Here is a 25,389-nt window from a genome sequence, read left to right as displayed (position 1 = left end):
ATGCACTGACTCAACCGAAAAGGAGCGTTCCAGATGAAAGCTGTGATTATGGCCGGCGGGTTCGGCACCCGCATCCAACCGCTGACGAGCAACATCCCGAAACCGATGATCCCGCTGCTGAACCGTCCGATCATGCTCCACATCGTGGAACTGCTGAAGAAGTACGAGATCACCGATCTCGTGATGCTCCTCTATCACCAGCCGGCGGTGATCAAGAACTTCTTCCGCGACGGCACCGACTTCGGGGTGAAGATCACCTACGTCACCCCTCTGGAGGACATGGGGACCGCCGGGGCGGTGAAGTGCGCCGAGAAGTACCTGGACGAGCGGTTCCTCATCATCAGCGGCGATCTCCTGACCGACTTCAACCTCCAGAAGGTGATCGACTTCCACGAGGAGAACAAGGCCCTCGCCACCATCACCCTCACCTCGGTGAAGGATCCGCTCCAGTTCGGCGTGGTCATCACCGACAAGCAGAAGCGGATCACTCAGTTCCTGGAGAAGCCGGGGTGGGGGGAGGTGATCTCCGACACCATCAACACCGGGATCTACGTCCTGGAGCCGGAGATTTTCAAGTACATCCCCGAGAGTGAGAACTTCGACTTCTCCCAGGATCTCTTCCCGAAGCTGCTGGAGAAGCAGGAGCCGCTCTTCGGCTACACCGCCAAGGGGTACTGGCGCGACATTGGCAACACCGACTCCTACCGTGAGGCCCACCACGACATCTTCAAAGGGCGGGTGAACGTGAAGATCGACGAGCCGAAGCAGGACCTGGTGGGGAAGGATCTGCGGCTCGGCACCGACGTGAACCTGGACGACCACGTGACCCTGGAGGGGACGGTGGTGGTGGGGGACAACTCCCAGGTCTTCGAGGGGGCCCAGATCAAGGACTCGGTCATCGGCCGCAACTGCACCGTCGAGGCGGGGGTGAAGCTCAACCGCTGCGTCATCTGGGACAACGTCTACGTGAAGAAGGGGGCGAAGCTCAACGACAGCGTGCTCTGCGGCAACGTCCGGGTCGGCCACGGGGTGGTGATGGAGGAAGGGGTCATCGTCGCCGACGACACCGCCATCGGCGAGGAATCCTATATCAAGCGCGACGTGAAGATCTGGCCCCGCAAGGTGATCGAGGCGGGCGCCACGGTGACCGGCAACCTGATCTGGGGCGAGAAGTGGAAGAAGTCCCTCTTCGAGGGGGCGATGGTCAAGGGGCTCACCAACATCGAGCTCACCCCCGAGTTCGTGGCCAAGCTCGGCTGCGCCTACGGCACCGCCCTCGGCAAGGGGAGTTACATCCTCTCCGGCCGCGATGCCTACCGCTCCTCCCGGATGCTGAAGCGGAGCTTCATCGGCGGGCTCCTCTCCGCCGGCATCAACGTCCGCGACCTCACCATGGTGCCGATGCCGGTGCTGCGCTACAAGCTCCGGAGCTTCGGCGAGGTGGGGGGGGTCCAGTTCCGCCAGGCCATCGACGACCCCGCTTCCACCGAGATCGTCTTCCTCGACGGCGACGGCCTCGACTTCTCCAGCTCCATGGGGAAGAACGTGGAGCGGATCTTCTTCAAGGAGAACTTCCGCCGCGCCCACCACACCGAGCCGGGCGGCCTCTCCGAGCTCCCCCAGGTGATGGATTTCTACCGTGAAGGGTTCCTCCACGCCATCGACAAGGCGCCGCTGCAGAAGAAGAAGTTTAAGGTGGTGATCGACTTCAACCACTCGGCGGCGAGCCAGCTCCTCCCCGGTATCCTCACCTCCATCGGCTGCGAGGTCATCAGCCTCAACGCCTACGTGGACGAAGAGCGGGGAATCCAGGCGATGACCGAGCGGACCCAGAGCCTCTCCCAGCTCTCCAAGATCGTCGCCACCCTGGAGGCCAACGCCGGCTTCTGGCTCGACCCGACCATCGAGGGGGTCATCGTCCTCGACGAAGGGGGGCGGGTCTACGAGGGGGCGGAGCTCCTGCCGCTCATGGTGGGGCTCATGCTGAAGGCGGGGGAGAAGGGGCTCTTCGCCGTGCCGGTCTCGGCCCCGTCCGCCATCGAGCGGATGGCCCAGGAGCGCGGCTGCGCCGCCACCAGGACCAAGAGCGCCGACCGGGCCATGATCGAGGCGGCCCAGTCGTCGGAGGTGATCCTCGCCGGCACCATGGACGGCCGCTTCGCCTTCCCGAAGTTCCAGGCCGCCTTCGACGGGATGTACGCCATCGCCCGGACCATCGAACTGGTGGCCCGGTGCGGGGTGCCGATCTCGAAAGTGATGGCGGAGATTCCCCAGCGGGCCTTCCTCCAGAGCCGCGTCCCCTGCGTCTGGGACATGAAGGGGGGGATCATGCGGAAGATGAGTGAGGACAGCCTCGACAAGGAGGCGAGCTTCATCGACGGCATCAAGGTCCACTTCGGCGAGGACTGGGCGCTGGTGCTCCCCGACCAGTACCACCCCTACGTCCACATCGTGGCCGAGGCGCGGGACCCGAAGACCGCCCAGAAGCTCCTCACCGACTACCAGAAAAAAGTGGAGCAGTGGAAGAAGGAGCTCTCCTAGATGGCCGAGCCGCTGCGCGTAGCCTTTCTCTGGCACATGCACCAGCCTTACTACAAGGACCCGGTGAAGGGAGAGTACGCCCTTCCCTGGACCTACCTCCACGCCGTGAAGGACTACTACGACATGGCGGCCATCGTCGACGCCACCCCCGGCGCCCGGGCGGTCTTCAACCTGGTGCCGTCGCTCCTGGACCAGCTCCTGGACTACGCCTCCGGCGAGGCGGTGGACCCGTGGCTCGTCCGGGGGAAGATGTCCCCCGCCGACATGGACGAAGAGGACCGCCTCTTCGTCCTGGAGAACTTCTTCTCCGCCAACCGGCAGCGGCTCATCGACCCCTCCCCCCGCTACCGGGAGCTCCTCGCCCTGGCGGGGGGCGGCAGGAAGGCGAAGGGGCGCGACCGCCTGAGGCATTTCGGCGATCAGGAGCTGCGCGACCTCCAGGTCTGCTTCTTCCTCGCCTGGACCGGGGAGGCGGCCCGCCGCCGCTATCCCGAGCTGAAGGAGCTCGCCCACAAGGGGCGCGGCTTCACCGAAGAGGAGAAGGCCCACCTCTTCGACCGCCACACCGAGATCCTCAACGCCATCATCCCCCTCTACCGGAAACTCCACGAGGAGGGGAAGGCGGAGCTTGCCGTCTCCCCCTACTATCACCCGATCCTGCCGCTCCTCTGCGATATGAAGGCGGCCCAGACCGCCATGCCGCGGGCCAATCTCCCCGCGGCCCGCTTCCGTCACCCCGAGGATGCCCGGAGTCAGGTCGCCCGGGGGGTTGCCCGCTTCCGTGAGCTCTTCGGCTTCGCTCCGGCGGGGATGTGGCCGTCGGAGGGGTCGGTGAGCGACGAGGCCCTCTCGATCATGGCCGGTTGCGGCCTCAAGTGGGTCGCCACCGACGAGGAGATCCTCGGCCGGACCCTTCCCGGCGGCCTCGGCCCCGACAAGGGGCTCCTCTATCACCCCTACACCTTCCGGTCCGGCGCCCGGGAGCTGAAGATGTTCTTCCGGGACCACCTCCTCTCCGACCTGATCGGCTTCACCTACTCGTCGTGGGACCCCCCCGGGCCGTGGAGGATTTCGTGGGGAGGCTCCGCGCCATCCGCCAGCGGGTCCCCGAGGCGCGGGTGGTGCCGGTCATCCTCGACGGCGAAAATGCCTGGGAGTACTATCCCGACAACGGTTACGACTTTCTCCGCTCCCTCTACGGCGCCGTCGCCGCCGCGGAAGGGGTCGAGCTCGTCACCTTTTCGGAGGCCCTCGCCCGGGAGCCCGAGCGGCGGGTGCTGGAGCACATCTACCCCGGCTCCTGGATCAACGGCAACTACGGCATCTGGGTGGGGCACCCGGAGGAGAACCTGGCGTGGGACTTCCTGGAACGGGCCCGGGAAGCGGCCGTCACCGCCAGCCCCCACGTGGCCGAGCTCCTGGCGGTGGGGGGGACGGCGAGGCCGGGGAGGCGGCGGAGATGCGCCGGGCGCGGCTCGTCGCCACCTCCCTCTATGCCGCCGAGGGGAGCGACTGGTTCTGGTGGTACGGCGACGACCATTTCTCCTCCCACAGCGACCGTTTCGACCGGCTGTTCCGCCGGCACCTGATGAACGTCTACCGCCTGCTGGGGCTCGAAACCCCGCGGGAGCTCTTCGAGCCCATCAAGAAGATGAGCCCGGCGGGGCTCGTGCGGGAGCCGGCGGCCCTCATCACGCCGACCATCAACGGTGTCGTCGACGACTACTTCGAATGGCTCGCCGCGGGACTCTACGACCTGACCAAGCAGTCGTCCGCCATGCATGCGGCGGAGAGCCTCCTGCAGTCGTTCTTCTACGGGTTCGACCGGGACAACCTCTACGTCCGCCTCGACGGTCCCGCCCCCCTCGCCGATTCCGTGACCGAGGGGGACGAGCTGCACCTCTACCTCGCCACCACGTGCGAGCACCGGCTCGACCTTCTCCCCGGCACTGCCGGCGCCACCCTGTACGTCAAAGGGGCGAAGGGGTGGCGGAAAGCCCGCGGCCGCTGCCGGTGGGCCATGGGGCGGGTCTGCGAGGCCGCCGTTCCCCTGGCATCCCTCGGCCTCGAGCCCCACGGGAAGCTCGCCGCCTTCGTGACCCTGACCCGCGCCGGCGAGGAGTTCGGCCGCTGGCCGGCCGACGCACCCCTCCTCCTCCCCTATGCGGGGCCCGACCTCGACACCGACAATTGGATCATATGATGACGGAGGAACGATGTCCGAACTGAGATGGGACCCCCTGAAGCAGCACTGGGTGATCATTGCCACCGATCGCGGCCGGCGGCCGCGGGATTTCCTCGTGGAGCCCGAGCCGACCGAGATGACGAGCTGCCCCTTCTGCTACGGCAATGAGGACAAGACTCCCCGGGAAATCTACGCCGCCCGGCCGGCGGGCCCCCCCAACTCCCCTGGCTGGAAGGTGCGGGTGATCCCGAACAAATACCCGGCGCTCCGGATCGAGGGGGAGCTCAACAGCCGGGGCTATGGTCTCTACGACGTCATGAACGGGATCGGGGCCCACGAGATCATCATCGAGACCCCTGACCACAACCGGGGACTCGCCGAACTCACCCCGGCGGAGATCACCGAGGTCCTCAAGGCGTGGCGCGCCCGGTTTCTCGACCTGCGCAACGACACCCGCTTCCGTTACATGGTGCTGTTCAAGAACCACGGCCTGCGGGCAGGGGCGACCCTCTCCCACTCCCACAGCCAGCTCATCGCCGTGCCGCTCATCCCCCCCGTGGCGGCCACCGAGCTGCGGATCTGCCGGGAGCACTTCGAGAGCAAGGAACGGTGCATCTTCTGCGACCTGATCGACTTCGAACTCCAGAGCGGCGAACGGGTGGTGCGCGAGTTCGCCAATCACGTCGTGATGACCCCCTACGCCTCCTGCTTCCCGTTCGAGCTCAGGCTCTACCCCAAGCGCCACGGCCACGACTTCGCGCTTCTCTCCGACGGGGAGCTGGGGGAGCTGGCGGTGGCGATGAAGGATATGCTCGGGCGTCTGAAGGGCGTCCTCAAGGACCCGCCGTACAACTTCATCCTCCATACGGCCCCGCCGCGGCAGCCGCGGCTCGGCAAGCCGGACTACTGGAGCTCCCTGGAGTACGATTATCACTGGCACATCGAGCTCGTACCCCGGCTCACCCAGATTGCCGGCTTCGAATGGGGGACCGGCTTCCACATCAACCCCACCTCGCCGGAGGATGCCGCCGCCTTCCTCCGTGAGGCGGAGTTTTGAGATGACGGGGCGGGACGCCGGGAGGGGGCGATGAAGATACTGGTGGTTGCTTCCGAGGTCACCCCGTTCGCCAAGACGGGGGGGCTCGCCGACGTGGCCGCGGCCCTGCCGAAGGAGCTCCGGCGCATGGGGCACGACGTTCGGGTGATCATGCCGTTCTATGGCTGCGTCGCCGCATCGGGGCAGACGATCCGCAAGGCCCGCAAGAGCGTGGAGGTGGAGGTCGGCGGCGCGCTCTACAAGGGGTTTCTCCGCCAGGCGTCCCTGGGGGAGGTGCCGCTCTATCTCGTGGAACAGCGGGAGCTGTTCGGCCGCGACCACCTCTACGGCACCGCCGAGGGGGACGACCCCGACAACCCCCGCCGCTTCGCCTTTTTCTGCCGCAGCGTCCTGCAGTTCCTGAAGCGGATGGATTTTCGTCCCGACGTGATCCACTGCCACGACTGGCAGACGGCCCTGATCCCGATCATCCTCCGGCACGAGCTCGGCGACGATCCGTTCTTTGCGCCGGCGGCCACGGTCTTCACCATCCACAATCTCGCCTACCAGGGGATTCACCCCCGGCCGGCCCTGGCGGAGATGGGGCTCAGCCCGGCGCTCTTCACGATGGAGGGGGTCGAATATTTCGGCCGGGTAAACCTCATGAAGGGGGCGATCCTCTCCGCCACCGTCATCACCACCGTTTCTCCCACCTACTGCCGCGAGATCCGCACGCCGGAACAGGGGTGCGGCCTGGAAGGGGTGCTGGCGGAGCGCAGCGGCGATCTCCACGGCATCCTCAACGGCCTCGATACCGACGAGTGGAACCCCGCCACGGACCGGCGGATCGTTCGCACCTACTCGTCCCGGGCCCTGGCCGGGAAGGGTGGGGACAAGCATGAGCTGCAGCGGGAACTCGGCCTCCCCCTTGCGGCGACGGTTCCCCTCATCGGCATGGTGGGACGGATCGTCGAGCAGAAGGGGATCGAGCTGGTTGCGGCGCTCCTCCCCCGTTTTGCCGCTGAGGAGCTCCAACTCGTCATCCTCGGCACCGGCGATGCGCGGTACATGGAGTTGCTGGACCGGTTCCGGCGGCGGGGGGTGGCGAACATCTCCATCAACCTCGGGTTTCGGGATCCGCTGGCCCCGCGGATCTATGCCGGAAGCGACATGTTCCTCATGCCGTCGCGCTTCGAGCCGTGCGGTCTCTCTCAGCTCATCGCACTTCGCTACGGGGCGGTCCCCATCGTTCGCCGCACCGGCGGTCTTGCCGATACGGTGGTCGACGCCACCGCCGACCCCCGGGAGGGGAACGGATTCTCCTTTGCTGAGTATTCTCCCGATGCCTGCTGGGAGGCGGTCCAGAGGGCCCTGACCGCTTGCCGCGATCGCGAGGGGTGGCGAAAAATCGTGCGGCGCGCTATGCTGAAGGATGTCTCCTGGCGCAATGCCGCGGGGGAATACGAGGAGCTGTACCGGGCGGCCATCGAGAAGAGGCGGGGGTGAGGGACCGATGAGCGAAGAGGCGAATGAACTGGACGAGCTGAGCAAGGAGATCCGGAAGGTGATCGATGCCAACCGGAAGTTTCTGGAGCGGGTCCTCGACGACGATTTCGATGCCGAAGATGCCCCCGAGGAGCAGGACGACGAGGGGTTCGAAGAGTTGTAGCCTCCCGACGGCTCATCTGGCCGTGGGGGACGGGAGCACCGATCGAAACGATGACGAAACGAAAGAGCCCCGGGGGACAACCTCCGGGGCTCTTTCGTTTCAGTCAGCTCATGGTGCGGCGGGGGATCAGTGCTTCCCTCCCCCCGGGACGTCTTCGCCGCCGGCGGAGTGGCAGTCGCTGCAGTTGGTCTTCATGATCTCGTCCCCGATGTCGACCGGGTGGACGAACTGCTTGACTTCCTTGCCGGCAGGGATGTTCTCCTGCTTCTGCCCGATGACGGTGTGGCACATGTTGCAGTCCTTGGAAATCACCCTGCCGTTGGTGGCCTTGTGCTTGCCGTCGTGGCAGCGAAAGCAACCCGGCGTGTAGAAGTGGCCGATGTGGTTCGGGTAGGTGTTCCAGGTGACCTTCATCTCGGGGAAGAAGTTCCGGCTGTAGATGTCCTTGATCTGGTCGACCGCCTGGTTGATGGCGGCACCCTTCTGCTTGGCCACCTCCGGGTAGTTCTTGGCGTAGTAGTCGGGGATGCCGGCGGCGATGGCCGCATGGGCCTCGGCCTTGGTCTTGTACGGCTTCTCCAGCAGCTCGACGCCGATTTTCTTGATGTAGGGGAGCGCCGCATCGATCTTGTTCGAGACGATATGCTCATCCATCTCCTGGCCCGGCGAACGGTAGATGTGGGTCGGCCGGTTGTGACAGTCGGTGCAGTCCATGAGGCGCTTCTTCGCCGTGGCGATCTGTTCCTTGGTGAGCGGCTTCTCGGTGCTCATGTACTCCAGGAAGGAGCCGTCCTTCTGCTTGACGGCGATGTACGGGATCTCGAGGCGCTTCTTGTCGTTGGCGATGTAGTAGACCTCAGTGCCGATATGCCAGTGGATCCCCTTGGCATGGGGGGACTTGGGGGTGCCGCCGATGTTGATCAGGAGGTTGACCTCCCGCGGGGTGTTCTCCTTGTTCGGGGCGTAGTGATAGAAGACCTTCTGTCGGCCGGCATAGAACTTCTCGGGCCAGTGGCAGTGCTCGCAGGTGTCGCGGGCGGGGCGCAGGTTCTCGATGGGGGTCTCGATGGGGGTCGGGTAACTGTGGGTGGCGACCGCCCATACCTGGCGCAGGCCGGAAATCTTCGCCTTCACGTACCACTCGGCGCCGGGGCCCACGTGGCACTCAACGCACTTGACCCGGGCATGGGGGGAGTTGGACCACGCCGTGTGTTCCGGCGTCATGACCGTATGGCAGAGCTCGCCGCAGAAGGTGGTCGATTCGGTGAATTCGAAGCCGAGGATGGAGGCGATGGATACGATCAGGACGAAAATGACGCTGGCAAGCACGAAGAAGATGAAGAGGTGCCGCTTGTGCGGATCGTTGAAGTCGAGCCGGGGGTAAAGGGGGATCTCCTCCGGGGTGACCGTTCGCCGCTGCTGGCGAACCCGCCATGCCCCCACCGGCACGAGCAGCAGGCCAACGATGAGCATCCCCGGGAACGCGAAGTAGACCAGGAGCCCGATGTAGGGGTGCTCGAACCCGGTGATCGCCTCCATGGCGAGGAATGCGATGATGAGTCCTGTTGCCACGAAGGCAAGGAGGAGACCCACCAAGCTGATCGGGTTCCAGAGATAGCCTGCAGTCTTACGTAACGTCATACATCCTCCTCAGCTAAAACACTTTTTTGCATTGTTGTCAGACAAGGTGTAAACACTGACACGTTTAAACTAGGCATTATTACTACTCAACGCGTTCAGTTGTCAATTTAAAAAGTCTTTCGCCGGGGAAAAGCGTTGTTTGGAAGGAGAGATGACCAAGGCTGTTTTCATGAAACTAGGTTAAAATGCGGTTTGGCAGGCGTGGGGGCGGCTTGACAAACGGGAGGCTCTTCTGCTAGCCTCAGAAGGCTTTCTGAGCTGCTTCGGGGGCGGGTTACCCGCTGGCCCCGTCCGGCCTTTTTCGACTTTAATGAACGAGGAGACGATACGTCATGGCAAAAAAACTCTTCATTCCAGGACCGGTTGAGGTTCACCCTGACATCCTCCAGGCGATGGCTACCCCCATGATCGGACATCGGATGCCCGAGTATGCCGACTTGCACGGCCGGGTAACTGCCGGGCTCAAAAGGCTCCTTGCCACGGAATCGCGGGTCTTCCTCGCCACGTCCAGCGCCTTCGGCGTCATGGAGGGGGCGGTGCGAAACCTGGTCGGCAGCCGCTGCGTCAACTTCTGCAATGGCGCCTTTTCCGACAAGTGGCACGACGTCACGAAGCGCTGCGGCAAGGAGGCCGATGCGGTGAAGGTGGAGTGGGGCGAGCCGATCACCGCCGAGGTGGTGGACCGCGCCCTTGCCACGGGGAAGTACGACAGTATGACCCTCATCCATAACGAAACCTCCACCGGGGTCATGTCTCCCCTGCCTGAGATCGCCGCGGTGCTCAGGAAATATCCGGAGGTGGTCTCCATTATCGACACGGTCTCCTCCATGAGCGCCCTGAGCATTCCGGTTGACGAGCTCGGCATCGACTGCTGCATCTTCGGCGTCCAGAAGGCCTTTGCCCTGCCGCCGGGGCTCGCGGTCTTCACCGCCAGTGAAAAGGCGCTCTCCCGGGCACGGACGGTGGAGGGGCGCGGCTACTACTTCGACTTCGTGGAGTTCGAGACCAACGACGCCAAGAACAACACCCCGTCCACCCCCTGCATCTCCTTGATCTACGCCCTTGACCGGCAGCTCGGCAGGATGTTCGGCGAGGGAGTGGAGCAGCGCTGGGCCCGGCATCGGGAGATGGCATCCTTCGTTCGGGGATGGGTTGCCGAGCGGGGGTACGGTTTCTTTGCGGCCGAGCCCTATCGTTCCGTCACCCTCACCTGTGCCGTCAACTCCCGCGGCACCGACCTTGCGGCGCTCAAGAAGATGCTTGCCGAGCGGGGATACGCCTTCGACGACGGCTACGGGAAGATCAAGGGGAAGACCTTCCGCATTCCCCACATGGGGGATATGCGGCGGCAGGATCTGGAAGAGTTCCTGGCGGTTGTGGATGACTGCCTCGGGGGGCTTCCCGGCTGAAGGGGGTAAGACAGCCGCCTCGAGCTGTTTTTTCGGGAATTGCTGCTATACTTTTCCCAGGCGGTCCGTTGTCGCGGTCCCTGCGGAAACGGGGAAGAGGCTTCCGGAATGCTGTCTGTGTGGCCGTGCTCGTCTGAGACGGGTATGGCCGATCGATTCAGGGCCAGGTTTGGGTGGATGGAAGAGGGGGCTCTTCGCGATCCGGGCCGGTCGGTGAGAGGAGGGTGTGGCTATGAAATGTCCGGAGTGCGGGAGCAGGACGTCGGTCGAGATCGATATGCATTCGGAGGGGTTCACCGCCGATGAATCGCCGGTCAAGGAGTGTGGCTCCTGCGGGCTCGTCTGGCGGGTGAGGGTCGTTAAGGGAAAGCCGACGGTCGACATCATCAAGGCAGCCGAAAAGAAGGTTCAATAAAGGCGAAAGCCTCTCGCGAGAGAGGCTTTCTGTCGTTTGCGGCACGGTTTCCCCGTCGGTCAGGCCGGTTCGAAGAGTTCCTTCCCGGCCCCGCAGATGGGGCACACCCACCCGTCGGGCAGATCTTCGAACGGGGTGCCGGGGGGGACGCCGTTCTCCGGGTCCCCGGCGGCGGGATCGTATTCGTATTGGCAGATCGTGCAGCGCCAGCGTTGCATCGGACACCTCCTCGTTTTTTTCGGTCAGCAGTGTTACTCCTGCCAGGATATGGCCTGGACCGGGCAGCCGTCGATGGCCTGCTGGATCTCCCCTTCGGAGGCCCCCGCCGCATCGTAGACCTCCGACTTCCCATCATCGTTGAACCTGAACACACCGGGGCAGGTCGACACGCAGAGTCCGCAGCTGATGCATGCCTCCTGATCGACCTGGGGTCTTCTTGCCATTGACAATCCCTCCTTCAGAATCAAATGTTCCCAATTGTAGCAATCGGGGGTCCTGTGTCAATCCGGGAATGGCATAGAATTCAGTCTCGCGTGCCTAACTTTTCGTCATTTCTGATTATTTTACTGGCACTTGATATTTTTTTGTGATAATAAATCCGGTTACAATAAACAGGGTTATGGGCGGACCTCCGGGGGGGCTTTGCCGGACTCCGCATCGCAACGGTAGAGCTGTGCAACACACATATACTGCTGGGAGGAGGGAGAAGAGGCATGAGTTACGAAGTTCCGAAGAATGAAAAACTGTTGAAATGGGTCGAGGAAGTCACGGTCCTGTGCGAGCCGGAGCGGATCCACTGGTGCGACGGCTCCCAGGAAGAGTACGACGAACTCTGCAATCTGCTGGTCAAGAGCGGCACCTTCCGCACGCTCAATCCGGAAAAACGTCCCAACAGCTACCTGGCTTGGTCCGATCCGATCGACGTGGCGCGGGTGGAAGACCGCACCTACATCTGCAGCCTCTCCAAGCAGGATGCCGGCCCGACCAACAACTGGATGCATCCGAAGGCGATGAAGGAGAAGCTCCAGGGGCTCTTCAAAGGGTGCATGAAGGGGCGGACCATGTACATCATCCCCTTCAGCATGGGGCCGCTGGGCTCGCCGATCGCCAAGATCGGAATAGAGATCTCCGACTCCCCCTACGTGGCGGTCAACATGAAGATCATGACCCGCATGGGGAAGGCGGTGCTGGATGTCCTCGGCAACGGGGAGTTCGTGCCGTGCCTGCACTCGGTGGGTGCCCCCCTGGCGCCGGGTCAGAAGGATGTGGCCTGGCCGTGCAACAAGGAGAAGTACATCGTCCACTTCCCCGAAGAGCGGGCGATCTGGTCCTTCGGCTCGGGCTACGGCGGCAACGCCCTGCTCGGCAAGAAGTGCCTGGCCCTGCGCATCGCCTCCAAGCAAGGGAAGGATGAAGGGTGGCTGGCCGAGCATATGCTGATCCTCGGCGTCGAGTCGCCGGCCGGCGATAAGACCTATGTGGGTGCCGCCTTCCCGAGCGCCTGCGGCAAGACCAACTTCGCCATGCTGATCCCGCCCAAGCCGCTGCAGGACAAGGGATGGAAGGTTACCACCCTGGGGGACGACATCGCCTGGATCAAGCCCGGCCCCGACGGCCAGGTCTACGCCATCAACCCCGAGTACGGCTACTTCGGCGTCGCCCCCGGCACCAACGTCAAGACCAACCCCAACGCCATGACCTCCTGCGCCTCCAACACCATCTTCACCAACGTGGCGCTGACCGAGGATGGCGACGTCTGGTGGGAGGGGATGACCGACGAGCCGCCGGCAAAGCTCACCGACTGGCAGGGAAATGAGTGGACGCCGGGATGCGGCCGTCCGGCCGCCCACCCCAATGCCCGCTTCACCGCGCCGGCCTCCCAGTGCCCCTCCATCGACCCCGACTGGGAAAACCCCAAGGGGGTGCCGATGAGCGCCTTCATCTTCGGCGGCCGCCGCAAGGATACCGTGCCGCTGGTCTACCAGGCCTTCAACTGGAACTTCGGCGTCTATCTCGCCTCCACCCTCGGGTCTGAGACCACCGCCGCGGCCGTCGGCGCCACCGGCAACGTCCGTCGCGACCCCTTTGCCATGCTCCCCTTCTGCGGCTACCACATGGCCGATTACTTCAGCCACTGGCTCCAGTTCGGCCGTACCATTCCCAAGCCGCCCCGCATCTTCAGTGTCAACTGGTTCCGCAAGGATGCCAACGGCAAATTCATCTGGCCCGGCTACGGCGACAACATGCGGGTCCTCAAGTGGATCGTCGAGCGGGTCCAGGGCAAGGCCGCTGCCGTCGAGTCACCGCTGGGGTGGATGCCGCGCTACGAGGATATGGATTGGGACGGGCTGGATATGACTCGCGAGAAGTTCAACGAGCTGACCTCCGTCGACCGCGACGTCTGGCAGAACGAGCTCGTTGCCCACGAGGAGCTGTTCGTTAAGCTCTACGACCGTCTCCCCAAGGAGTTCCTGCACATCCGCCAGCTCATCACCTCCAGCCTCTGGCGTTCGCCGGAGCACTGGGAGCAGATCGGGGAGGTTCACCCCGAGGGATGGAACGAGTAAGCACCGCGTGACGCGCCTCGGCTTCCCGCGGGAGCCGGGGCGCGAAGCGTCCGTGTGAAAAGATGAAAAGGGTGGGAGGATGCCGGAACACGGCACGCCTCCCACCCTTTTTTCATGGCCGGCGTTTCCCGGCCACCCTGTAGTTGTAAAACATTATTTTATCTGGTAAGGTATACGAAATCCGCTGTACGCGGCGATCATCCAAGATAGCGAGGTTGCAATGGCCCAGGCGTTTGATTTTACCCGGTTGCGGAGACTCACGGTAATCCATGCGGTGGTTCAGCTCTTTCTCCTGATCCTGCTGGCCGGCTCGGCCTACGTGTTCCTGGTCAAGGTCCCGTCGGCGTCGGTATTGGGGAGCATCGTCCGGGTGGTGGTGATCCAGCTCGCCCTCTTCTACCCCATCTACAAATTCGCCGGCGCGGATGCCGAGCGGGAGGTGGCGTCGTCCGCGCCGCACCTCACCACCGACGAGCAGAACGCCCTGCGCCGCAAGCGGGTCTTCAGCGACATCGTCAAGGGGGCGCTCTTCATCTTCTTCGTGGTCTTCACCCTCCGGGCCCCGGGGGCGCCGGCGGTGCAGTTCATGATCCTCTCCCTCTTCCTTCTCTCCTACCTCTGCTACTTCCAGTGCTTCAACCAGGTGGCGAAGCGACTGATGCGGCAGAAGAGCTGAAAAACCGCGTCATCTCGCCGAAAACCTCGTCGCTCGGGCCGCTGGCCAGTTTCACCGGCGGCAGCGAGCGGAGGAAGAACCTGCCGTAGTTCTTGGTGAGGACCCGGCTGTCGAGGATCAGGACCGCCCCCCGGTCCTCCCGGCTCCGGATCAGCCTCCCGAATCCCTGCTTGAACTTGATGACCGCCTGGGGGACCGTGTACTCCATGAAGGGATCCCCCCCCCGCTCCGCGATGTGCTCGGCCCGCGCCTCCAGGATCGGCTCCGTCGGCACCCGGAAGGGGAGTCGCGTGATCGCCACGAGCTCCAGCGCCTTCCCCTGAACGTCGACCCCCTCCCAGAAGGAGTCGGTGCCGAAGAGGACGGCGTTTTTCTCCCGACGGAAGCGGGAGAGGAGATGGTGGCGGTTCACCTCGCCCTGGCGCAGGGGGGTGAGGCCGCGCCGCTTCATGGTCTCGGCCATGCGACCGTAGAGCCGCGTCAGGAGATCGTAGGAGGTGAAGAGGACGAAGGCGTGCCCTTCGGAGATGGCGAGCCCCCGGTGGAGGGCCACCTCCAGCGCCTCGCCGAAGCCGCGGGCGACCGGTTCGGGGAGGTCGGACGGGATGCCGACGAAGGCCTGGTGCTCGTAATCGAAGGGGGAGGCGAGGAGGAGCTCCGTCACCCGCTCCCGGTTCACCAGCCCGATGCCGGTCCGCCGCTTCAGGAAGTCGAAGGTCTCCCCCACCGCCAGGGTGGCCGAGGTGACCACTACCGTCCGGAAGGCGTCGATGACCGTCGCCTTGAGGGATTGGGCCACCTCCAGAGGAGAGGAGCAGAGCCGCACCGTGATCCCCTTCGCCCCCTTCTTCACCTCGAACCAGCGGCAGACCTCGTCGTCGCGGGCGATGAAGGCGAGGAGGTCCGCCGCGCTCGCCTCCAGCCGTCCGGCGATCCCCTTGAGATCGATGAGGGTTCCGGAGAGCTTTTCCTGGCTCCGCTCGGGAAGCCGGCCGCACCCCTTGAGAAATTCCTTCACCTGCTGCACATAGCCGTTGAGATCCGCCGCCAGCTCCCGGGCCTCGTCCTCCACCTCGCGCCAGAGCTTCGCATTGTGGAGCGCCGGGGTGACCCGCAGCTTCCGTTCGCCTCCCGTTTCCCCCTTCAGATGGGTGAGGAGGGCAAGCCCCACGGCGTCCAGCGCCCGGGTGGCGGCGTCGACCAGGGTCTGGCGGCGCGGGAGGAGGGTCCCTTCCAGAAGCTCGGCCAGCTCCCGGTAGAGGTCGTCGAAGACCTCGGGGACTTCCCGGGCGAGCTGGGACGAGAGTTGGGGGAGGAGCCCCCGCTGCGGCTTGCGCGGGTTCTGCAGCTTGCCGAGGAGCTTCAGGAGCCCCTGGCGGGAGATCTGGGAGGAGAGGTGCCCCGTGGCTACATCCTCCAGATGGTGCCCCTCGTCGAAGATCAGCCGCTCGAAGGGGGGGAGGATGGCGGTGGAACCGTAGCCGGTCTCCCGGCGCAGCGCCACGTCGGCCATGAGGAGGGAGTGGTTCACCACCAGGAGGTCGGCGCTGGCCGCCTGCCGGCGGGCGGTGTAGAAGAAGCAGCGGGCGTAGAAGGGGCATTTGACCCGGCCGCACTGGTCGGCCTCGCACGCCACCTCGTCCCAGCTCTCCTCCTTCGGGATGAAGGAGAGGTCGCTCTTGCACCCCTCGCTGGTCTGGGCGCTCCAGGCGACGATGGCCGCCAGTTCCCCCGCTGCCGGGTCGTCGGCGAAGAGGGAGGGCTCGCTCTTCACCCCTTCGAGCTTGCGGAGGCAGAGATAGTTCCCCCGCCCCTTGACCAGAACCGCCCGGAATCCGAGGCTGCCGTGCTCCCGGAGGAACGGGATGTCCTTGCGGGTGAGCTGCTCCTGCAGGTTGATGGTGTTGGTGGAGACGACCACCCGCTCCTTGTTGCGGATGGCCCAGAGGGCCGCGGGGACCAGGTAGGCGAGGGATTTGCCGGTACCGGTGCCGGCCTCGATCACCGCCACCCGGTTGTCGTTGAACGCTTCAGTGACGGCGAAAGCCATCCGGAGCTGCTCGTCGCGGAATTCGTAGCCGGGGAGATTCTCTGCAAAGACGCCGCCGTGGGCGAACATCCGCTCGATCTCCGGGAAGGAGAGCCGCTCCACCTCCCGGCGGGCGAAGGGGGCCACCGCCTGGTAACAGTCGGTCACGTCGTTGTTGACGATGGAGAAGCCGACCCCCTGGTTTCCAAGGAGGGAGGCGATCTCGATGTCGGCTTGGGACGGGGTGAGGAGGCCGGAGGGGTGGTTGTGGATCACCACGTCGCCGAAGCTCGTGGCGATCATGATGGCGGCCACGGCGTCCCGGTTCCCCCGGGCGAGGGGCTCTGCCTCCACCACGATCCGGTTCTCGTCGGTGCGGCCGAGGAAAAAGACCTCGTTTCCGCCGGCGTCGCGGATCGCCTCGCGCATGGCGACGATGGCCTGTTCTGAAAAGTACTGTTTCATCCGGTCGAGGATACCGGAGAGCGGGGCGGGGTGGCAACGAAAAAGGGGCGGATCGCTCCGCCCCTCGCTCCCGCCGGGTCGGCCGCCGGCAGTTACTTCTTGTGGCACTCCCCGCACTTGGTGGGGCCGGCCTTCTTCTGCTCGTGACACCCCTTGCAGGTCTTGTGCGCCCAATCCTTGCCGAATCCCTCGATCTTGCCGGGACCCTTCTCGTGGCAGGTCTTGCAGTCGCCCGCAATCTGCTGGTGCTTCTTGTGGTCGAAGGTCACCGCGCCGTTTTTGGCCGGGAAGGTGACGGTGTCGGCCGCCAGCGCCGTGCCGGCGGCGATGAGGGTGAAGGCCAGCGTTGCAATCAGCTTGTTCATGGTGCATCTCCTTTTTCCGTGGGTTGTGCGAAATCGCATGGTCCCATTCTAGCGGGATGCACCCGGCGCGGGGTATCGACATCTATCGGGATTCGACCCGATGTCGGGTCCGGCAGCACCCGGAATGGCTGTGAAATCGGTCGGTTACTTCCCCTGGTGGCAGCCGTTGCAGCGAGTCGGCCCCTTTTTCAGTTCCTCGTGGCACCCCTTGCACCCCTTGCCGTGGGCGAGCACCTTGTTGAACCCGTCGATCTTCCCCGGCCCCTTCTCGTGGCAGCCGCGGCACTGGCCGAGGGCCTCCTGGTGCTTCTTGTGGGGGAAGACCACGGTGCCGATCCGGGTAGGGAAGGTGATTTTCTCGATGGCGAGGGCAGGTCCGGCAACGAGGATAAGCGCCGTCGCCGCGACGAGAATTCTGGTCTGCATGGAAAGGACTCCTTTTGACAACGGGTGGCGATGCGAACAACGATCGATTGCAAATTTCCTGCCCTCTTCCGGGAGGGGGCTCAAATCGCTTTCGCCGGGGGGCGAAAACCTGTTACAATTGAACGCTATGGAAACTACCGCCGAGAAAAACGACAAGGCCGGCGCCCCCATCGTCGCCATCGACGGCTCGACCATAAAGAGGATCCGCGAAGCGAAAAAGCTGACCCAGCTCTACGTGGCGAGCGTGGTGGGGGTGACCACCGACACCATCTCCCGCTGGGAGAACAACCGCTATCCGACCATCAAGCGGGATAACGCCGAGAAGCTGGCGACGGCCCTGGAGGTCGCCGTGGAGGAGATCCTGAGACGGGAGCCTTCCGCCGAAGAGCTTCCGGCCGAGCCACCACCCCCGCCGGTGACGTCCCGAAAGCGCTGGTGGTGGGGCGCCCTGCTCCTGGCGGTGGCCGTGGCGGTGGCGGGCGTGTTCCTCTTCCAGCGCTCGACCCCCCCCCTGCCGCCCGGCGGCTTCTCGCCCCTTTCGGCGCCCCGGGGCTGGTGGTGCCGGTACAGGTGAAGATCGCGCGGGAAGCGGGAGATGCCTCCGGTTTCATCGTTAAGGAGCGGTTTCCCGCCGGTTGGCGTTTTATGGGCGCCAATCCGCCGATCACCGGTGAGGTGGGGGACCAGGGGGTGAAGTGGCTCATCCCCGGCGGCGCGGGGCCGGTTACCATCTCCTACGCCCTCCAGATCCCGCCGGATACCCCGCTGGGGGGGCGCGTCACCTTCGACGGCGAGCTGGTCTTGCGGGACGATGGCGCCACCCGCCGGGAGCCGGTCGGCGGCGGGAAGGTCCTGACCGTTGCCGGCATCCACTGGGCCGACACCAACGGCGACCGCCGGATCGACGACAACGAGATCATGCCCGCCTACTACTTGACCGAGGAGATGAAGGGGCTCGGCCTCGACTGGAAGACCATCGAGACCATCTGGAGCGGCACGGGGTATACCTGGGACGACCGGCAGAAGCGCTTCGAGGTCGTGCGGTGACGGAGCGCCAGCGGCGCTACCGCGCCTTTTCCGACGAGCTTCGCCGGGAATTCGGTTGCCGCGTGCAGCGGGTATCCGTTGACGCCGGCTTCACCTGCCCCAACCGCGACGGGAACCGCGGCACGGGGGGGTGCATCTTCTGCGGCGGCAAGGGGTCCGGCTCCTTCGGCATCCGGCCGGAGCTCTCCGTTACCGACCAGCTCGGCCACGGCAGGGAGTTCCTCGCCCGCCGCTACGGCGCCGTGAAATTCCTCGCCTACTTCCAGGCCTACTCCAACACCTACGCCCCCCCCGAACGACTTCGGGCGCTGTACGACGAGGCCCTCGCCGTTCCCGGCATCGCTGGCCTCATCGTTGGCACCCGCCCCGACTGTCTTCCTCCCCCCGTCATCGACCTGCTGGCCGAATATGCCCGCACGACCTACTTCTGGCTCGAACTGGGACTCCAGTCCCCCGTCGACCGGACCCTGGCCCTCATCAACCGGGGGCACGACTTCGCCGCCTTCCAGGAGGGGATGCACCGCTGCACGGCGGAGGGAATCCGGGTCTGCGCCCACATCATCCTCGGCCTGCCGGGGGAGAGCAGGGAGGCGATGCTGGCCACGGCCGGCATCCTGAACCGCCTCGGGGTCGCCGGGGTGAAGCTGCACCAGCTCCACGTGATGAAGGGGACGCCGCTTGAGGAGATGTACCAACGGGGCGAGGTGCGCTGCCTGGGGCGGGACGACTACGTGGGGGTGGTCTGCGACTTTCTGGAGCGGCTCGATCCGGGGATCGTCATCCACCGCCTCGTGGGAGACGCCCCTGCCGACCAGCTGGTGGCTCCCCTCTGGTCGCTGCGCAAGGGGGAGGTGCTGGAGGCCATCGACGGGGAGCTGGCGCGGCGCGGGACGCGTCAGGGGAGCGCGCTGGTGGCGGGCTAGAAGCTAGAAGGGGTAGCCGAGGCCGACGAAGATCGCCGGCCCATCCTTGCCGACGCCGAGATCCACCCGGCCGACGATGTTGGGGCGCACGACCGCCCGGAAGCCGATGCCGGGGTTGAACTCGAAGCTCTTGGTCTTTGCCTTGTCGAGGGACTCCATGACGGCGCCGAGGTCGATGAAGGGGGCGAGCTCCCAGTCGGTGTTGACGTCGAAGACGCTCCAGCGGAAGAGCCTGATCCGCTCCTCCAGGTTGCAGAGGAGATAGCTGGAGTCGATGAAGCGGTTGCGGCCGTAGCCCCGGAGGGTATTCTCCCCCCCGAGGATGCTCCGCTCCAGGAACGGGACGTCGTCGCCGAGGGTCTGGTTGTAGGCGAGCCGCACCACCGAGATGTAGCGGGCGTCGGCAAAGGGGAAGTAACCCTTGGTTTCCGCCTCGTAGTGACGATAGCCGGCGTCGCTGCCGAGGAAGCGGGCGCTCCACTCGATGGCGGCCTTGGCGTAGAGACCCCTGGTCGGCATGTCGCGGGAATCGAGGGTGTTGTAGACGAGGGCGAGCTTCTGGGCGTGGGCGACGAACCCGTCGAGCCCGGGGACCTCTGCGTTTGAGAAACGGTCGCGGGTGTAGGGGAGGTTCTGGACCGCCCCCTGTGCGATCCAGACCTTGCGAATCCGTTCGCCGACCACGAGCTGGAGCTTGTCGACGATGTCGTAGCCGGCGCTGACGGTGAACCCGAGCTCCTGGTCGGCATAGTTGGTCTCGTTGGCCTTGCGGCTCTCCGACTGGAATCCGAAGAACCGGGCCGAGCCGTCGCTGAGCCGGTAGAAGAAGGCGTTGGTTTCGAGCTTCCCCTCCAGCAGGCTCTTGTCCCGGAGGCGGAGCTCGTAGTCCTCGTTGATCTTGGTCGATTTCGAGAGGTTCAGCTCCCAGTTCCGGTCGGGACGCGGGAAGAAGGCGCCGTAGAGGGAGAAGGTGGTGCCGAAGTTCTGGTTGTAGTTGATCTGGGGGGCGAGGAGGGTGCTCACCTCGTCCTTGGCGTTGTGGAGGAGAAACGCGGAGAGCGCCCCCACGGTGGCCCCCTCGTTGGGGCTCGTGGCGATGACCGGCAGGGGGATGCTCACCACCTTCGTCGGGTCGCCGAAGGTCTCGTTGGTGAGGGGGTAGGGGAGCTTCTCCCGGGGGACCATATTCGTGCAGGCGCCGAGAATCATGGCCACGGCGCCAAGGATGATCATGCGTATCGGACTCATGGGGTGTCTTCCTGCCTGCGTGATGAATAGCTTCAAAGAATAACCCGTTTCGGCCCGATCTTCAACCAGAAATGCCGGCAGTTACTTCGCCTCCTCCATCTGCTCCAGCCAGTGGAGCCAGGCGAGGAGTTCCGCCACCGCCCGGTAGAGGGCCGGCGGAATCTCTCCGTCGAGGTCGACCTGCATCAGCTGGCTCACCAGCTCGGGAGACTGGTGGACGTAGACCCCCGCCTCCCGCGCGCAGGCGATGATCGCCTCGGCGGCGACGCCGTATCCCTTCGCCACCACCTGGGGGGCGTACTGCCCCTCCTTGTAGGTGAGGGCCACCGCTTTCCTGTCCCGTTCATACTCCGCCATGACGCACCGTCAGGCCGGAAAGGGTGATGCCGGCTCCTTCCATGTTTTCCTGCAGTCGCCCGGCTCCCTCCGACAGGAGGGCCGTGGTCTGCTCCTCGGCCGCCACCAGCGAGACGGCGACCCCTTCGCCTGCCAGATTGAGGACCGCCCGGACCTCGCCGAGGCGGGGAAAGGCGATCCGCACCTCGGTCTGCCAGTTCCGCCCCCCCTTACCCCCTTCCGCTTCCCGTTCCTGCACCGTCCACTCCATGTCCTGGCCGGGCCAGACCTGGCCGAGCCAGCTGAAGACGCCGGTAGTGAGGACCGCGAGTTGCTCCTTGATGATCGGGATGGTCTGGGGCTCCACCCCTCTCTGGAGTGGGGGGGGGAGTCGGGGAGCGCCGCCGGCCGGTCGATGGCCGTTTCGCCGCCGGTCCGTGCTGCGCCGCCGGTGATCTCTCCCGCAGTCGGCGTGCCGAGGGGGGCCCCGGCGCGAGTCAGGTGTGGCTCCCCGTTTCGGGGCGAAATCGGGGTGGAACGGGGCATTTCCCCGTCGACGGTTACCCGCGGCTCACCTCCCGCGGCGGCCGGTGACGCCGGGGGGGGCGGTTCCGGCGCCTTGGCCGCAGGAAGCGGCTCCCGCTCCGGCAGCAGCGGGACCTCTCGCGGGAGCGCCGCTCCCGGCGCCGGCGCTCCGTCCGGCGGGAGCGGGGAGGCCGTCGGCGCGGCCGGCGAGGCCGAGGGCGAGGAGTGGGAGGCCGCACCGTGAACGGATGGATCGTGAATGGCTGCGTCGTGGGCTGGTGCCGCTGGCGGAGCGCCCGGTGCCGCCGGCGCGGGAGCTGCGCCTTCGGCTGGCGGCGGTGCGAAGCCGGCCGGCGGTGCGTCGGTGGCACCGGGACGGAGTGCCGCTGCCGCCTGGTCGGGGTGTCCGGCCTCCGGCAATGCTGCCGCGGCGGGGGGGGGCGGTGCCGGTGCCATCCCGTCCGCGGGGGGCGGTTCGCTCCCCTTGGCGGGGGACGCATCAGCAGTAGTGGCTGCGGGTGCGGGGAGGGCGGCGTCGCGTGATGCTCCCCCTGCCGGGGGAGAGGGATTCTGGCCTCGGGGGGCCGGCTCGCCCTCCGAAGCGGCGGGGGACGCTGCGGAAGAGGGCGCAGCCGGCGGGGCCGCCGCCGGCGTCTCCGCCGTTTCGGCCGGCAGGAGCGCGGCAAGGCGCGAGAGGGTCCCCTGGGGCTCCTTCAGAAGATCCACCAGGGGGCGGTCTCCCCGCATCCACCCGGCCAGGTGCGATTCGTAGAAATTTCCGCTCCGGGAGAGGGCGTTCTTGAGCCCTTCGGCCAGGGTCGCCGGATCGCTGGAGGGGGAGGGGAGGATGAGGGACGGTCGGGGAAGCGGGGCAGTGGCGGAGGGGGAGTTTCCCTCTTGGGCGAGGCCGTTGAGCCAGCGCCCGGCATCGCTGATCTGGACCGGGGCGCCGGAGTTGGCCGATTTCGACAGGGCGAAGATGATGCGGGGCTCGTCGGTGACGTAGGTGAGCTCCACCGCCTGCCCCGGCTGGAGGTTGAGGGGGAGCTCCATCTTGAGGAGCTCGTTGGCGACCCGGACGAGGTAGCGGCTCTGGGGGAGGCTCGCCATCACCTCTCCCTGGACCACCTGCCCCGGGGTCAGGTTGAGGGGGGTGAGGGACTGCCAGGTCCCCTCCACGAGGGAGGCGGCGGTGTCCTTGAGGAGCGCCTGGGCGATCCGGGCTATTTCCTGCGTGACGATCATGCCATACGTATCGGCCGAAACGGGAAAAACTTAACACATCCGTCGGGCGTTTTCCCCGTGTCACCCCCAGGCGAGGAGCCCCTGCTCGTAGACCGGGCCGATCTTCGGGTGCCGGGGCATGACCCGCACCATGAAGCCGTGCCTGCCGCAGAAATGGGGCTCGATCTTCCCGGCGAAGCGGTGCAGCCCGTCGCTGACGGCCCCGCCGTGGGAGAGGGGGAGCAGTTCGCCGCCGACGATGTTTCCCCGGGAGTCGAGGACGCCGCAGTAGAGATCCACCGTCACCTGGTCGGGGAGGATGTCGCCGAGGGAGACCTCCGCCGTCACCGGGATGGCCGCTCCGAGGGGAACCTCGGCGGTGGCCCCCGCATCCAGGCGGGTGACCCGGACCTGGCTCCATCCCCGGTGCATCTCCCCCTTCCACCGGGTGAGGTCGACGGCGAGGGCGAGCCGGTCGCCGGAGAGCTTCTCCCACTGGCCGTAGGCGGGAAGGTAGCAGAGCTGGGTGTACTCCTGCACCATCCGCTCGGTGCTGAAGAGGGGGCAGAGGGTCTGGAGGCTCGCCTTGATGCAGGAGAGCCAGCCGCGGGGGATGTCGTCGGTCCCCCGGTCATAAAAGAGGGGGACGATCTCTTTCTCCAGCAGGTCGTAAATGGCGCGGCTCTCCACCTCGTTCTGGTAGTCGACGTCGTCGTAGACCTCGCCGTTGCCGATGGCCCAGCCGTTGTTCCCCCGGTACCCCTCGGGCCACCAGCCGTCCAGGACGCTCATGTTGAGCCCCCCGTTGAAGGCGACCTTCATGCCGCTGGTGCCACTCGCCTCCAGGGGGCGGCGGGGGGTGTTGAGCCAGACGTCCACCCCCTGCACCAGGTGTCGCGCCACCGCCATGTCGTAGTCCTCGATGAAGACGATCTTCCCCCGGAAGCGCCCGCCGATGGAGTGCTGGAAGATCTCGCGGATCAGCTCCTTCCCCTCCACGTCGTGGGGGTGGGCCTTGCCGGCGAAGATGATCTGCACCGGCCGGTCGCTGCTGCCGAGGATCCTTTCGAGCCGCGCCAGATCGCGGAAGAGGAGGGTCCCCCGCTTGTAGGTGGCGAAGCGGCGCGCGAAGCCGATGGTGAGGGCCTCCGGGTCCAGGACCTCCTCCGCCGCGGCGATCTCCTTGGCGGTGGCCCCCACCTGCCGGAGGTGGTCCTTCAGACGGCGGCGGGCGAAGAGGACGAGCCGTTCGCGGCACCGCTCGTGGGTCCGCCAGAGCTCCGAGTCGGGGATGTTGGCGACCCGCTTCCAGAGGACCGGATCGGTGGAGTCCTCGCGCCAGCGGGATCCCAGGTAGCGGGTGAGGAGCCCCGCCATCTCGTTGGAGAGCCAGGTCTTGGTGTGGACGCCGTTGGTGACGGAGGTGATGGGGATATGCTCGTCGGGGAGCTCGGGCCAGAGGTTCTTCCACATCCGCCGCGAGATCTCGCCGTGGAGCTGGCTGACGCCGTTGGCATGGTTGGCGAGCTTCAGGGCGAGGACCGCCATGCAGAAGGTCTCGTTGAGGTTGCGGGGATTGATCCGGCCGAGCCCCAGGAACTCTTCGCGGGAGATGCCGAGGGAGCGGTAGAGGCGCCCTAGGTACCGCTCCAGGAGGTCGGGGGGGAAGTGGTCGATGCCGGCGTCCACCGGGGTGTGGGTGGTGAAGATGTTGCCGGCCCGTACCGCCTCCATCGCCTCCGCGAAGCTCAGGCCGTGCTCCTCCATCAGGAGCCGGGTTCGCTCCAGGGCCAGGAACGCCGCGTGCCCCTCGTTCATGTGGCAGACGTTGGGGGTGATGCCGAGCTGGTGCAGGGCCCGGATGCCGCCGACGCCGAGGAGGATCTCCTGGCGGATCCGCATCTCCTGGTCGCCGCCGTAGAGCTGGGCCGTGATCTCCCGGTCCTCCGGGGCATTCCCCTCCAGGTTCGTGTCGAGGAGGTAGAGGGGGACCCGCCCCACCTGCACGCTCCAGATGTGGGCCGTCACCGTCCGCCCCGCCATGTCGAGCACCACCGCCACCGGCTCGCCGCTCTCGTCCCGTTCCAGGCGCAGCGGCAGGTTGTAGAAGTCGTTCTCGGGGTAGAGCTCCTGCTGCCACCCCTCGATGTTGAGGTACTGGCGGAAGTATCCCTGGCGGTAGAGGAGCCCGATCCCCACCAGGGGGATGCCGAGGTCGCTGGCCGATTTCAGGTGGTCGCCCGCCAGGATGCCGAGCCCGCCGGAGTAGGTGGGGAGCGATTCGTGGAGACCGAACTCCATGGAGAAGTAGGCGGCGATGAGGCTTTTCCCGCCGTTGCAGCTGCGGTCGAACCAGGTGCGGGCCCCCATGTAGTCGCGGAACTTCTCGCTGACCCGCTGGAGCTGCGACATGAACCCCTCGTCGGCCACCAGCTTCTCCAGCGTCGTCTGCTGGAGGATGCCGAGCATCTCCACCGGGTTGTGGCGGGTCTGCTGCCAGAGGTCGATGTCGAGCCGCTTGAAGAGCTCGACCCCTTCGGGCTCCCAGGTCCACCAGAGGTTGTAGGCAAGCTTCTGCAGGGGGGCCAGTTCACCGCTGAGGGTCGGGAGGACGGTGAACCGGTGGATGCTGCGGACAAAATCCATGGAAAACCTCCGGCGT

At 65.8% G+C, this 25,389-nt stretch carries 24 protein-coding genes and 1 pseudogene; 15 read left to right on the top strand and 10 right to left on the bottom strand.

Going from position 1 to position 25,389, the window contains the following annotated elements:
* Window positions 1-33: 33 nt before the first annotated feature.
* The 5 genes and pseudogenes from GPICK_RS14565 (at window position 34) to GPICK_RS17605 (ending at window position 7,431) form a co-directional block, all read left to right on the top strand.
* On the top strand, window positions 34-2,541 hold the full coding sequence (locus GPICK_RS14565; RefSeq protein WP_039744391.1) for a mannose-1-phosphate guanyltransferase: 2,508 nt from the start codon (window positions 34-36) through the stop codon (window positions 2,539-2,541).
* Window positions 2,542-4,744, top strand: a pseudogene (locus GPICK_RS14560) (glycoside hydrolase).
* A 13-nt stretch (window positions 4,745-4,757) separates the two neighbouring features.
* On the top strand, window positions 4,758-5,783 hold the full coding sequence (galT, locus tag GPICK_RS14555; RefSeq protein ID WP_039744389.1) for a galactose-1-phosphate uridylyltransferase: 1,026 nt from the start codon (window positions 4,758-4,760) through the stop codon (window positions 5,781-5,783).
* Between the two features lie 30 nt (window positions 5,784-5,813).
* Window positions 5,814-7,268: a glycogen synthase GlgA gene (gene glgA, locus GPICK_RS14550; RefSeq protein WP_039744387.1), complete on the top strand. Its 1,455-nt coding sequence runs from the start codon at window positions 5,814-5,816 to the stop codon at window positions 7,266-7,268.
* Between the two features lie 7 nt (window positions 7,269-7,275).
* On the top strand, window positions 7,276-7,431 hold the full coding sequence (locus GPICK_RS17605) for a hypothetical protein (protein ID WP_169745373.1): 156 nt from the start codon (window positions 7,276-7,278) through the stop codon (window positions 7,429-7,431).
* Window positions 7,432-7,557: 126 nt separating this feature from the next.
* On the opposite strand, the gene GPICK_RS14545 is transcribed toward GPICK_RS17605, so the two are convergent.
* Entirely contained in the window at window positions 7,558-9,072 is a 1,515-nt protein-coding gene (locus tag GPICK_RS14545; RefSeq protein WP_039744385.1) for a cytochrome c3 family protein, read from the bottom strand.
* A 332-nt stretch (window positions 9,073-9,404) separates the two neighbouring features.
* On the opposite strand from GPICK_RS14545, the gene GPICK_RS14540 reads away from it, so the two are divergent.
* On the top strand, window positions 9,405-10,481 hold the full coding sequence (locus GPICK_RS14540; RefSeq protein WP_039744382.1) for a pyridoxal-phosphate-dependent aminotransferase family protein: 1,077 nt from the start codon (window positions 9,405-9,407) through the stop codon (window positions 10,479-10,481).
* A gap of 232 nt (window positions 10,482-10,713) precedes the next feature.
* Window positions 10,714-10,896: a hypothetical protein gene (locus GPICK_RS14535; RefSeq protein WP_039744380.1), complete on the top strand. Its 183-nt coding sequence runs from the start codon at window positions 10,714-10,716 to the stop codon at window positions 10,894-10,896.
* A gap of 59 nt (window positions 10,897-10,955) precedes the next feature.
* On the opposite strand, the gene rd is transcribed toward GPICK_RS14535, so the two are convergent.
* Both rd and GPICK_RS14525 read right to left on the bottom strand, forming a co-directional pair.
* Entirely contained in the window at window positions 10,956-11,114 is a 159-nt protein-coding gene (gene rd / locus GPICK_RS14530) for a rubredoxin (protein ID WP_039744378.1), read from the bottom strand.
* Window positions 11,115-11,147: 33 nt separating this feature from the next.
* Complete coding sequence (locus tag GPICK_RS14525; protein WP_039744376.1) at window positions 11,148-11,339, bottom strand: ferredoxin; 192 nt, start codon at window positions 11,337-11,339, stop codon at window positions 11,148-11,150.
* Between the two features lie 270 nt (window positions 11,340-11,609).
* Here GPICK_RS14525 and GPICK_RS14520 point away from each other — a divergent pair, with 270 nt between their 5' ends.
* A complete protein-coding gene (locus GPICK_RS14520) occupies window positions 11,610-13,463 on the top strand; it encodes a phosphoenolpyruvate carboxykinase (GTP) (RefSeq protein ID WP_039744374.1) in 1,854 nt (617 codons plus the stop codon).
* 220 nt (window positions 13,464-13,683) lie between these two features.
* Window positions 13,684-14,139, top strand: coding sequence for a hypothetical protein (locus GPICK_RS14515; RefSeq protein WP_039744372.1), 456 nt, complete (start codon window positions 13,684-13,686; stop codon window positions 14,137-14,139).
* On the opposite strand, the gene GPICK_RS14510 is transcribed toward GPICK_RS14515, so the two are convergent.
* From GPICK_RS14510 to GPICK_RS14500, 3 genes are all read right to left on the bottom strand, one after another.
* Window positions 14,099-16,633 carry a helicase C-terminal domain-containing protein gene (locus GPICK_RS14510; protein WP_039744370.1) on the bottom strand — a complete coding sequence of 845 codons (2,535 nt, stop codon included), beginning with the start codon at window positions 16,631-16,633 and terminating at the stop codon, window positions 14,099-14,101. The two genes, GPICK_RS14515 and GPICK_RS14510, sit on opposite strands and share 41 nt — an antisense overlap.
* 92 nt (window positions 16,634-16,725) lie before the next feature.
* A complete protein-coding gene (locus GPICK_RS14505; protein ID WP_039744368.1) occupies window positions 16,726-16,998 on the bottom strand; it encodes a cytochrome c7 in 273 nt (90 codons plus the stop codon).
* A gap of 144 nt (window positions 16,999-17,142) precedes the next feature.
* Window positions 17,143-17,424 carry a cytochrome c3 family protein gene (locus GPICK_RS14500; RefSeq protein WP_039744367.1) on the bottom strand — a complete coding sequence of 94 codons (282 nt, stop codon included), beginning with the start codon at window positions 17,422-17,424 and terminating at the stop codon, window positions 17,143-17,145.
* 127 nt (window positions 17,425-17,551) lie between these two features.
* On the opposite strand from GPICK_RS14500, the gene GPICK_RS17920 reads away from it, so the two are divergent.
* From GPICK_RS17920 to GPICK_RS14490, 3 genes are read left to right on the top strand one after another with little or no spacing between them, the layout of a single operon-like run.
* A complete protein-coding gene (locus tag GPICK_RS17920; RefSeq protein ID WP_236685584.1) occupies window positions 17,552-17,998 on the top strand; it encodes a helix-turn-helix transcriptional regulator in 447 nt (148 codons plus the stop codon).
* The gene (locus GPICK_RS17915; RefSeq protein WP_236685583.1) at window positions 17,980-18,471 is read left to right on the top strand and encodes a hypothetical protein; all 492 of its coding nucleotides are present in this window, start codon (window positions 17,980-17,982) and stop codon (window positions 18,469-18,471) included. Before GPICK_RS17920 ends, GPICK_RS17915 begins: the two co-directional genes overlap by 19 nt.
* Window positions 18,468-19,394, top strand: coding sequence for a TIGR01212 family radical SAM protein (locus tag GPICK_RS14490; RefSeq protein ID WP_039744365.1), 927 nt, complete (start codon window positions 18,468-18,470; stop codon window positions 19,392-19,394). Before GPICK_RS17915 ends, GPICK_RS14490 begins: the two co-directional genes overlap by 4 nt.
* 3 nt (window positions 19,395-19,397) lie before the next feature.
* Here GPICK_RS14490 and GPICK_RS14485 read toward each other — a convergent pair whose 3' ends face one another.
* From GPICK_RS14485 to fliK, 3 genes are all read right to left on the bottom strand, one after another.
* A complete protein-coding gene (locus tag GPICK_RS14485) occupies window positions 19,398-20,642 on the bottom strand; it encodes a BamA/TamA family outer membrane protein (RefSeq protein ID WP_039744363.1) in 1,245 nt (414 codons plus the stop codon).
* 81 nt (window positions 20,643-20,723) lie between these two features.
* A complete protein-coding gene (locus tag GPICK_RS14480; RefSeq protein ID WP_039744361.1) occupies window positions 20,724-20,999 on the bottom strand; it encodes an EscU/YscU/HrcU family type III secretion system export apparatus switch protein in 276 nt (91 codons plus the stop codon).
* A complete protein-coding gene (gene fliK / locus GPICK_RS17910) occupies window positions 20,986-21,249 on the bottom strand; it encodes a flagellar hook-length control protein FliK (protein WP_236685710.1) in 264 nt (87 codons plus the stop codon). Before fliK ends, GPICK_RS14480 begins: the two co-directional genes overlap by 14 nt.
* A gap of 261 nt (window positions 21,250-21,510) precedes the next feature.
* Here fliK and GPICK_RS17905 point away from each other — a divergent pair, with 261 nt between their 5' ends.
* From GPICK_RS17905 to GPICK_RS17895, 3 genes are read left to right on the top strand one after another with little or no spacing between them, the layout of a single operon-like run.
* Window positions 21,511-21,747, top strand: a complete 237-nt coding sequence (locus tag GPICK_RS17905) for a hypothetical protein (protein ID WP_052263454.1) — start codon at window positions 21,511-21,513, stop codon at window positions 21,745-21,747.
* Between the two features lie 15 nt (window positions 21,748-21,762).
* Window positions 21,763-22,275, top strand: coding sequence for a hypothetical protein (locus tag GPICK_RS17900; RefSeq protein ID WP_236685582.1), 513 nt, complete (start codon window positions 21,763-21,765; stop codon window positions 22,273-22,275).
* Window positions 22,276-22,302: 27 nt separating this feature from the next.
* Window positions 22,303-22,509, top strand: coding sequence for a hypothetical protein (locus tag GPICK_RS17895; protein ID WP_236685581.1), 207 nt, complete (start codon window positions 22,303-22,305; stop codon window positions 22,507-22,509).
* A 299-nt stretch (window positions 22,510-22,808) separates the two neighbouring features.
* On the opposite strand, the gene GPICK_RS14470 is transcribed toward GPICK_RS17895, so the two are convergent.
* The gene (locus tag GPICK_RS14470; protein WP_039744359.1) at window positions 22,809-25,373 is read right to left on the bottom strand and encodes a glycosyltransferase family 1 protein; all 2,565 of its coding nucleotides are present in this window, start codon (window positions 25,371-25,373) and stop codon (window positions 22,809-22,811) included.
* Window positions 25,374-25,389 lie beyond the last annotated feature (16 nt).

It is taken from the genome of Geobacter pickeringii, assembly GCF_000817955.1.
In the GTDB taxonomy this organism is placed as follows: domain Bacteria; phylum Desulfobacterota; class Desulfuromonadia; order Geobacterales; family Geobacteraceae; genus Geobacter; species Geobacter pickeringii.
This window is presented reverse-complemented; position numbering and strand designations above follow the sequence as displayed.

Excerpts from the sequence above, each read along its gene's own strand:
- GPICK_RS14565 (WP_039744391.1), top strand. The coding sequence starts at position 34 with ATGAAAGCTGTGATTATGGCCGGCGGGTTCGGCACCCGCATCCAACCG.
- galT (WP_039744389.1), top strand. The coding sequence starts at position 4,758 with ATGTCCGAACTGAGATGGGACCCCCTGAAGCAGCACTGGGTGATCATT.
- glgA (WP_039744387.1), top strand. The coding sequence starts at position 5,814 with ATGAAGATACTGGTGGTTGCTTCCGAGGTCACCCCGTTCGCCAAGACG.
- GPICK_RS17605 (WP_169745373.1), top strand. The coding sequence starts at position 7,276 with ATGAGCGAAGAGGCGAATGAACTGGACGAGCTGAGCAAGGAGATCCGG.
- GPICK_RS14545 (WP_039744385.1), bottom strand. The coding sequence starts at position 9,072 with ATGACGTTACGTAAGACTGCAGGCTATCTCTGGAACCCGATCAGCTTG.
- GPICK_RS14540 (WP_039744382.1), top strand. The coding sequence starts at position 9,405 with ATGGCAAAAAAACTCTTCATTCCAGGACCGGTTGAGGTTCACCCTGAC.
- GPICK_RS14535 (WP_039744380.1), top strand. The coding sequence starts at position 10,714 with ATGAAATGTCCGGAGTGCGGGAGCAGGACGTCGGTCGAGATCGATATG.
- rd (WP_039744378.1), bottom strand. The coding sequence starts at position 11,114 with ATGCAACGCTGGCGCTGCACGATCTGCCAATACGAATACGATCCCGCC.
- GPICK_RS14525 (WP_039744376.1), bottom strand. The coding sequence starts at position 11,339 with ATGGCAAGAAGACCCCAGGTCGATCAGGAGGCATGCATCAGCTGCGGA.
- GPICK_RS14520 (WP_039744374.1), top strand. The coding sequence starts at position 11,610 with ATGAGTTACGAAGTTCCGAAGAATGAAAAACTGTTGAAATGGGTCGAG.
- GPICK_RS14515 (WP_039744372.1), top strand. The coding sequence starts at position 13,684 with ATGGCCCAGGCGTTTGATTTTACCCGGTTGCGGAGACTCACGGTAATC.
- GPICK_RS14510 (WP_039744370.1), bottom strand. The coding sequence starts at position 16,633 with ATGAAACAGTACTTTTCAGAACAGGCCATCGTCGCCATGCGCGAGGCG.
- GPICK_RS14505 (WP_039744368.1), bottom strand. The coding sequence starts at position 16,998 with ATGAACAAGCTGATTGCAACGCTGGCCTTCACCCTCATCGCCGCCGGC.
- GPICK_RS14500 (WP_039744367.1), bottom strand. The coding sequence starts at position 17,424 with ATGCAGACCAGAATTCTCGTCGCGGCGACGGCGCTTATCCTCGTTGCC.
- GPICK_RS17920 (WP_236685584.1), top strand. The coding sequence starts at position 17,552 with ATGGAAACTACCGCCGAGAAAAACGACAAGGCCGGCGCCCCCATCGTC.
- GPICK_RS14485 (WP_039744363.1), bottom strand. The coding sequence starts at position 20,642 with ATGAGTCCGATACGCATGATCATCCTTGGCGCCGTGGCCATGATTCTC.
- GPICK_RS14480 (WP_039744361.1), bottom strand. The coding sequence starts at position 20,999 with ATGGCGGAGTATGAACGGGACAGGAAAGCGGTGGCCCTCACCTACAAG.
- fliK (WP_236685710.1), bottom strand. The coding sequence starts at position 21,249 with ATGGAGTGGACGGTGCAGGAACGGGAAGCGGAAGGGGGTAAGGGGGGG.
- GPICK_RS17900 (WP_236685582.1), top strand. The coding sequence starts at position 21,763 with ATGGCTGCGTCGTGGGCTGGTGCCGCTGGCGGAGCGCCCGGTGCCGCC.
- GPICK_RS14470 (WP_039744359.1), bottom strand. The coding sequence starts at position 25,373 with ATGGATTTTGTCCGCAGCATCCACCGGTTCACCGTCCTCCCGACCCTC.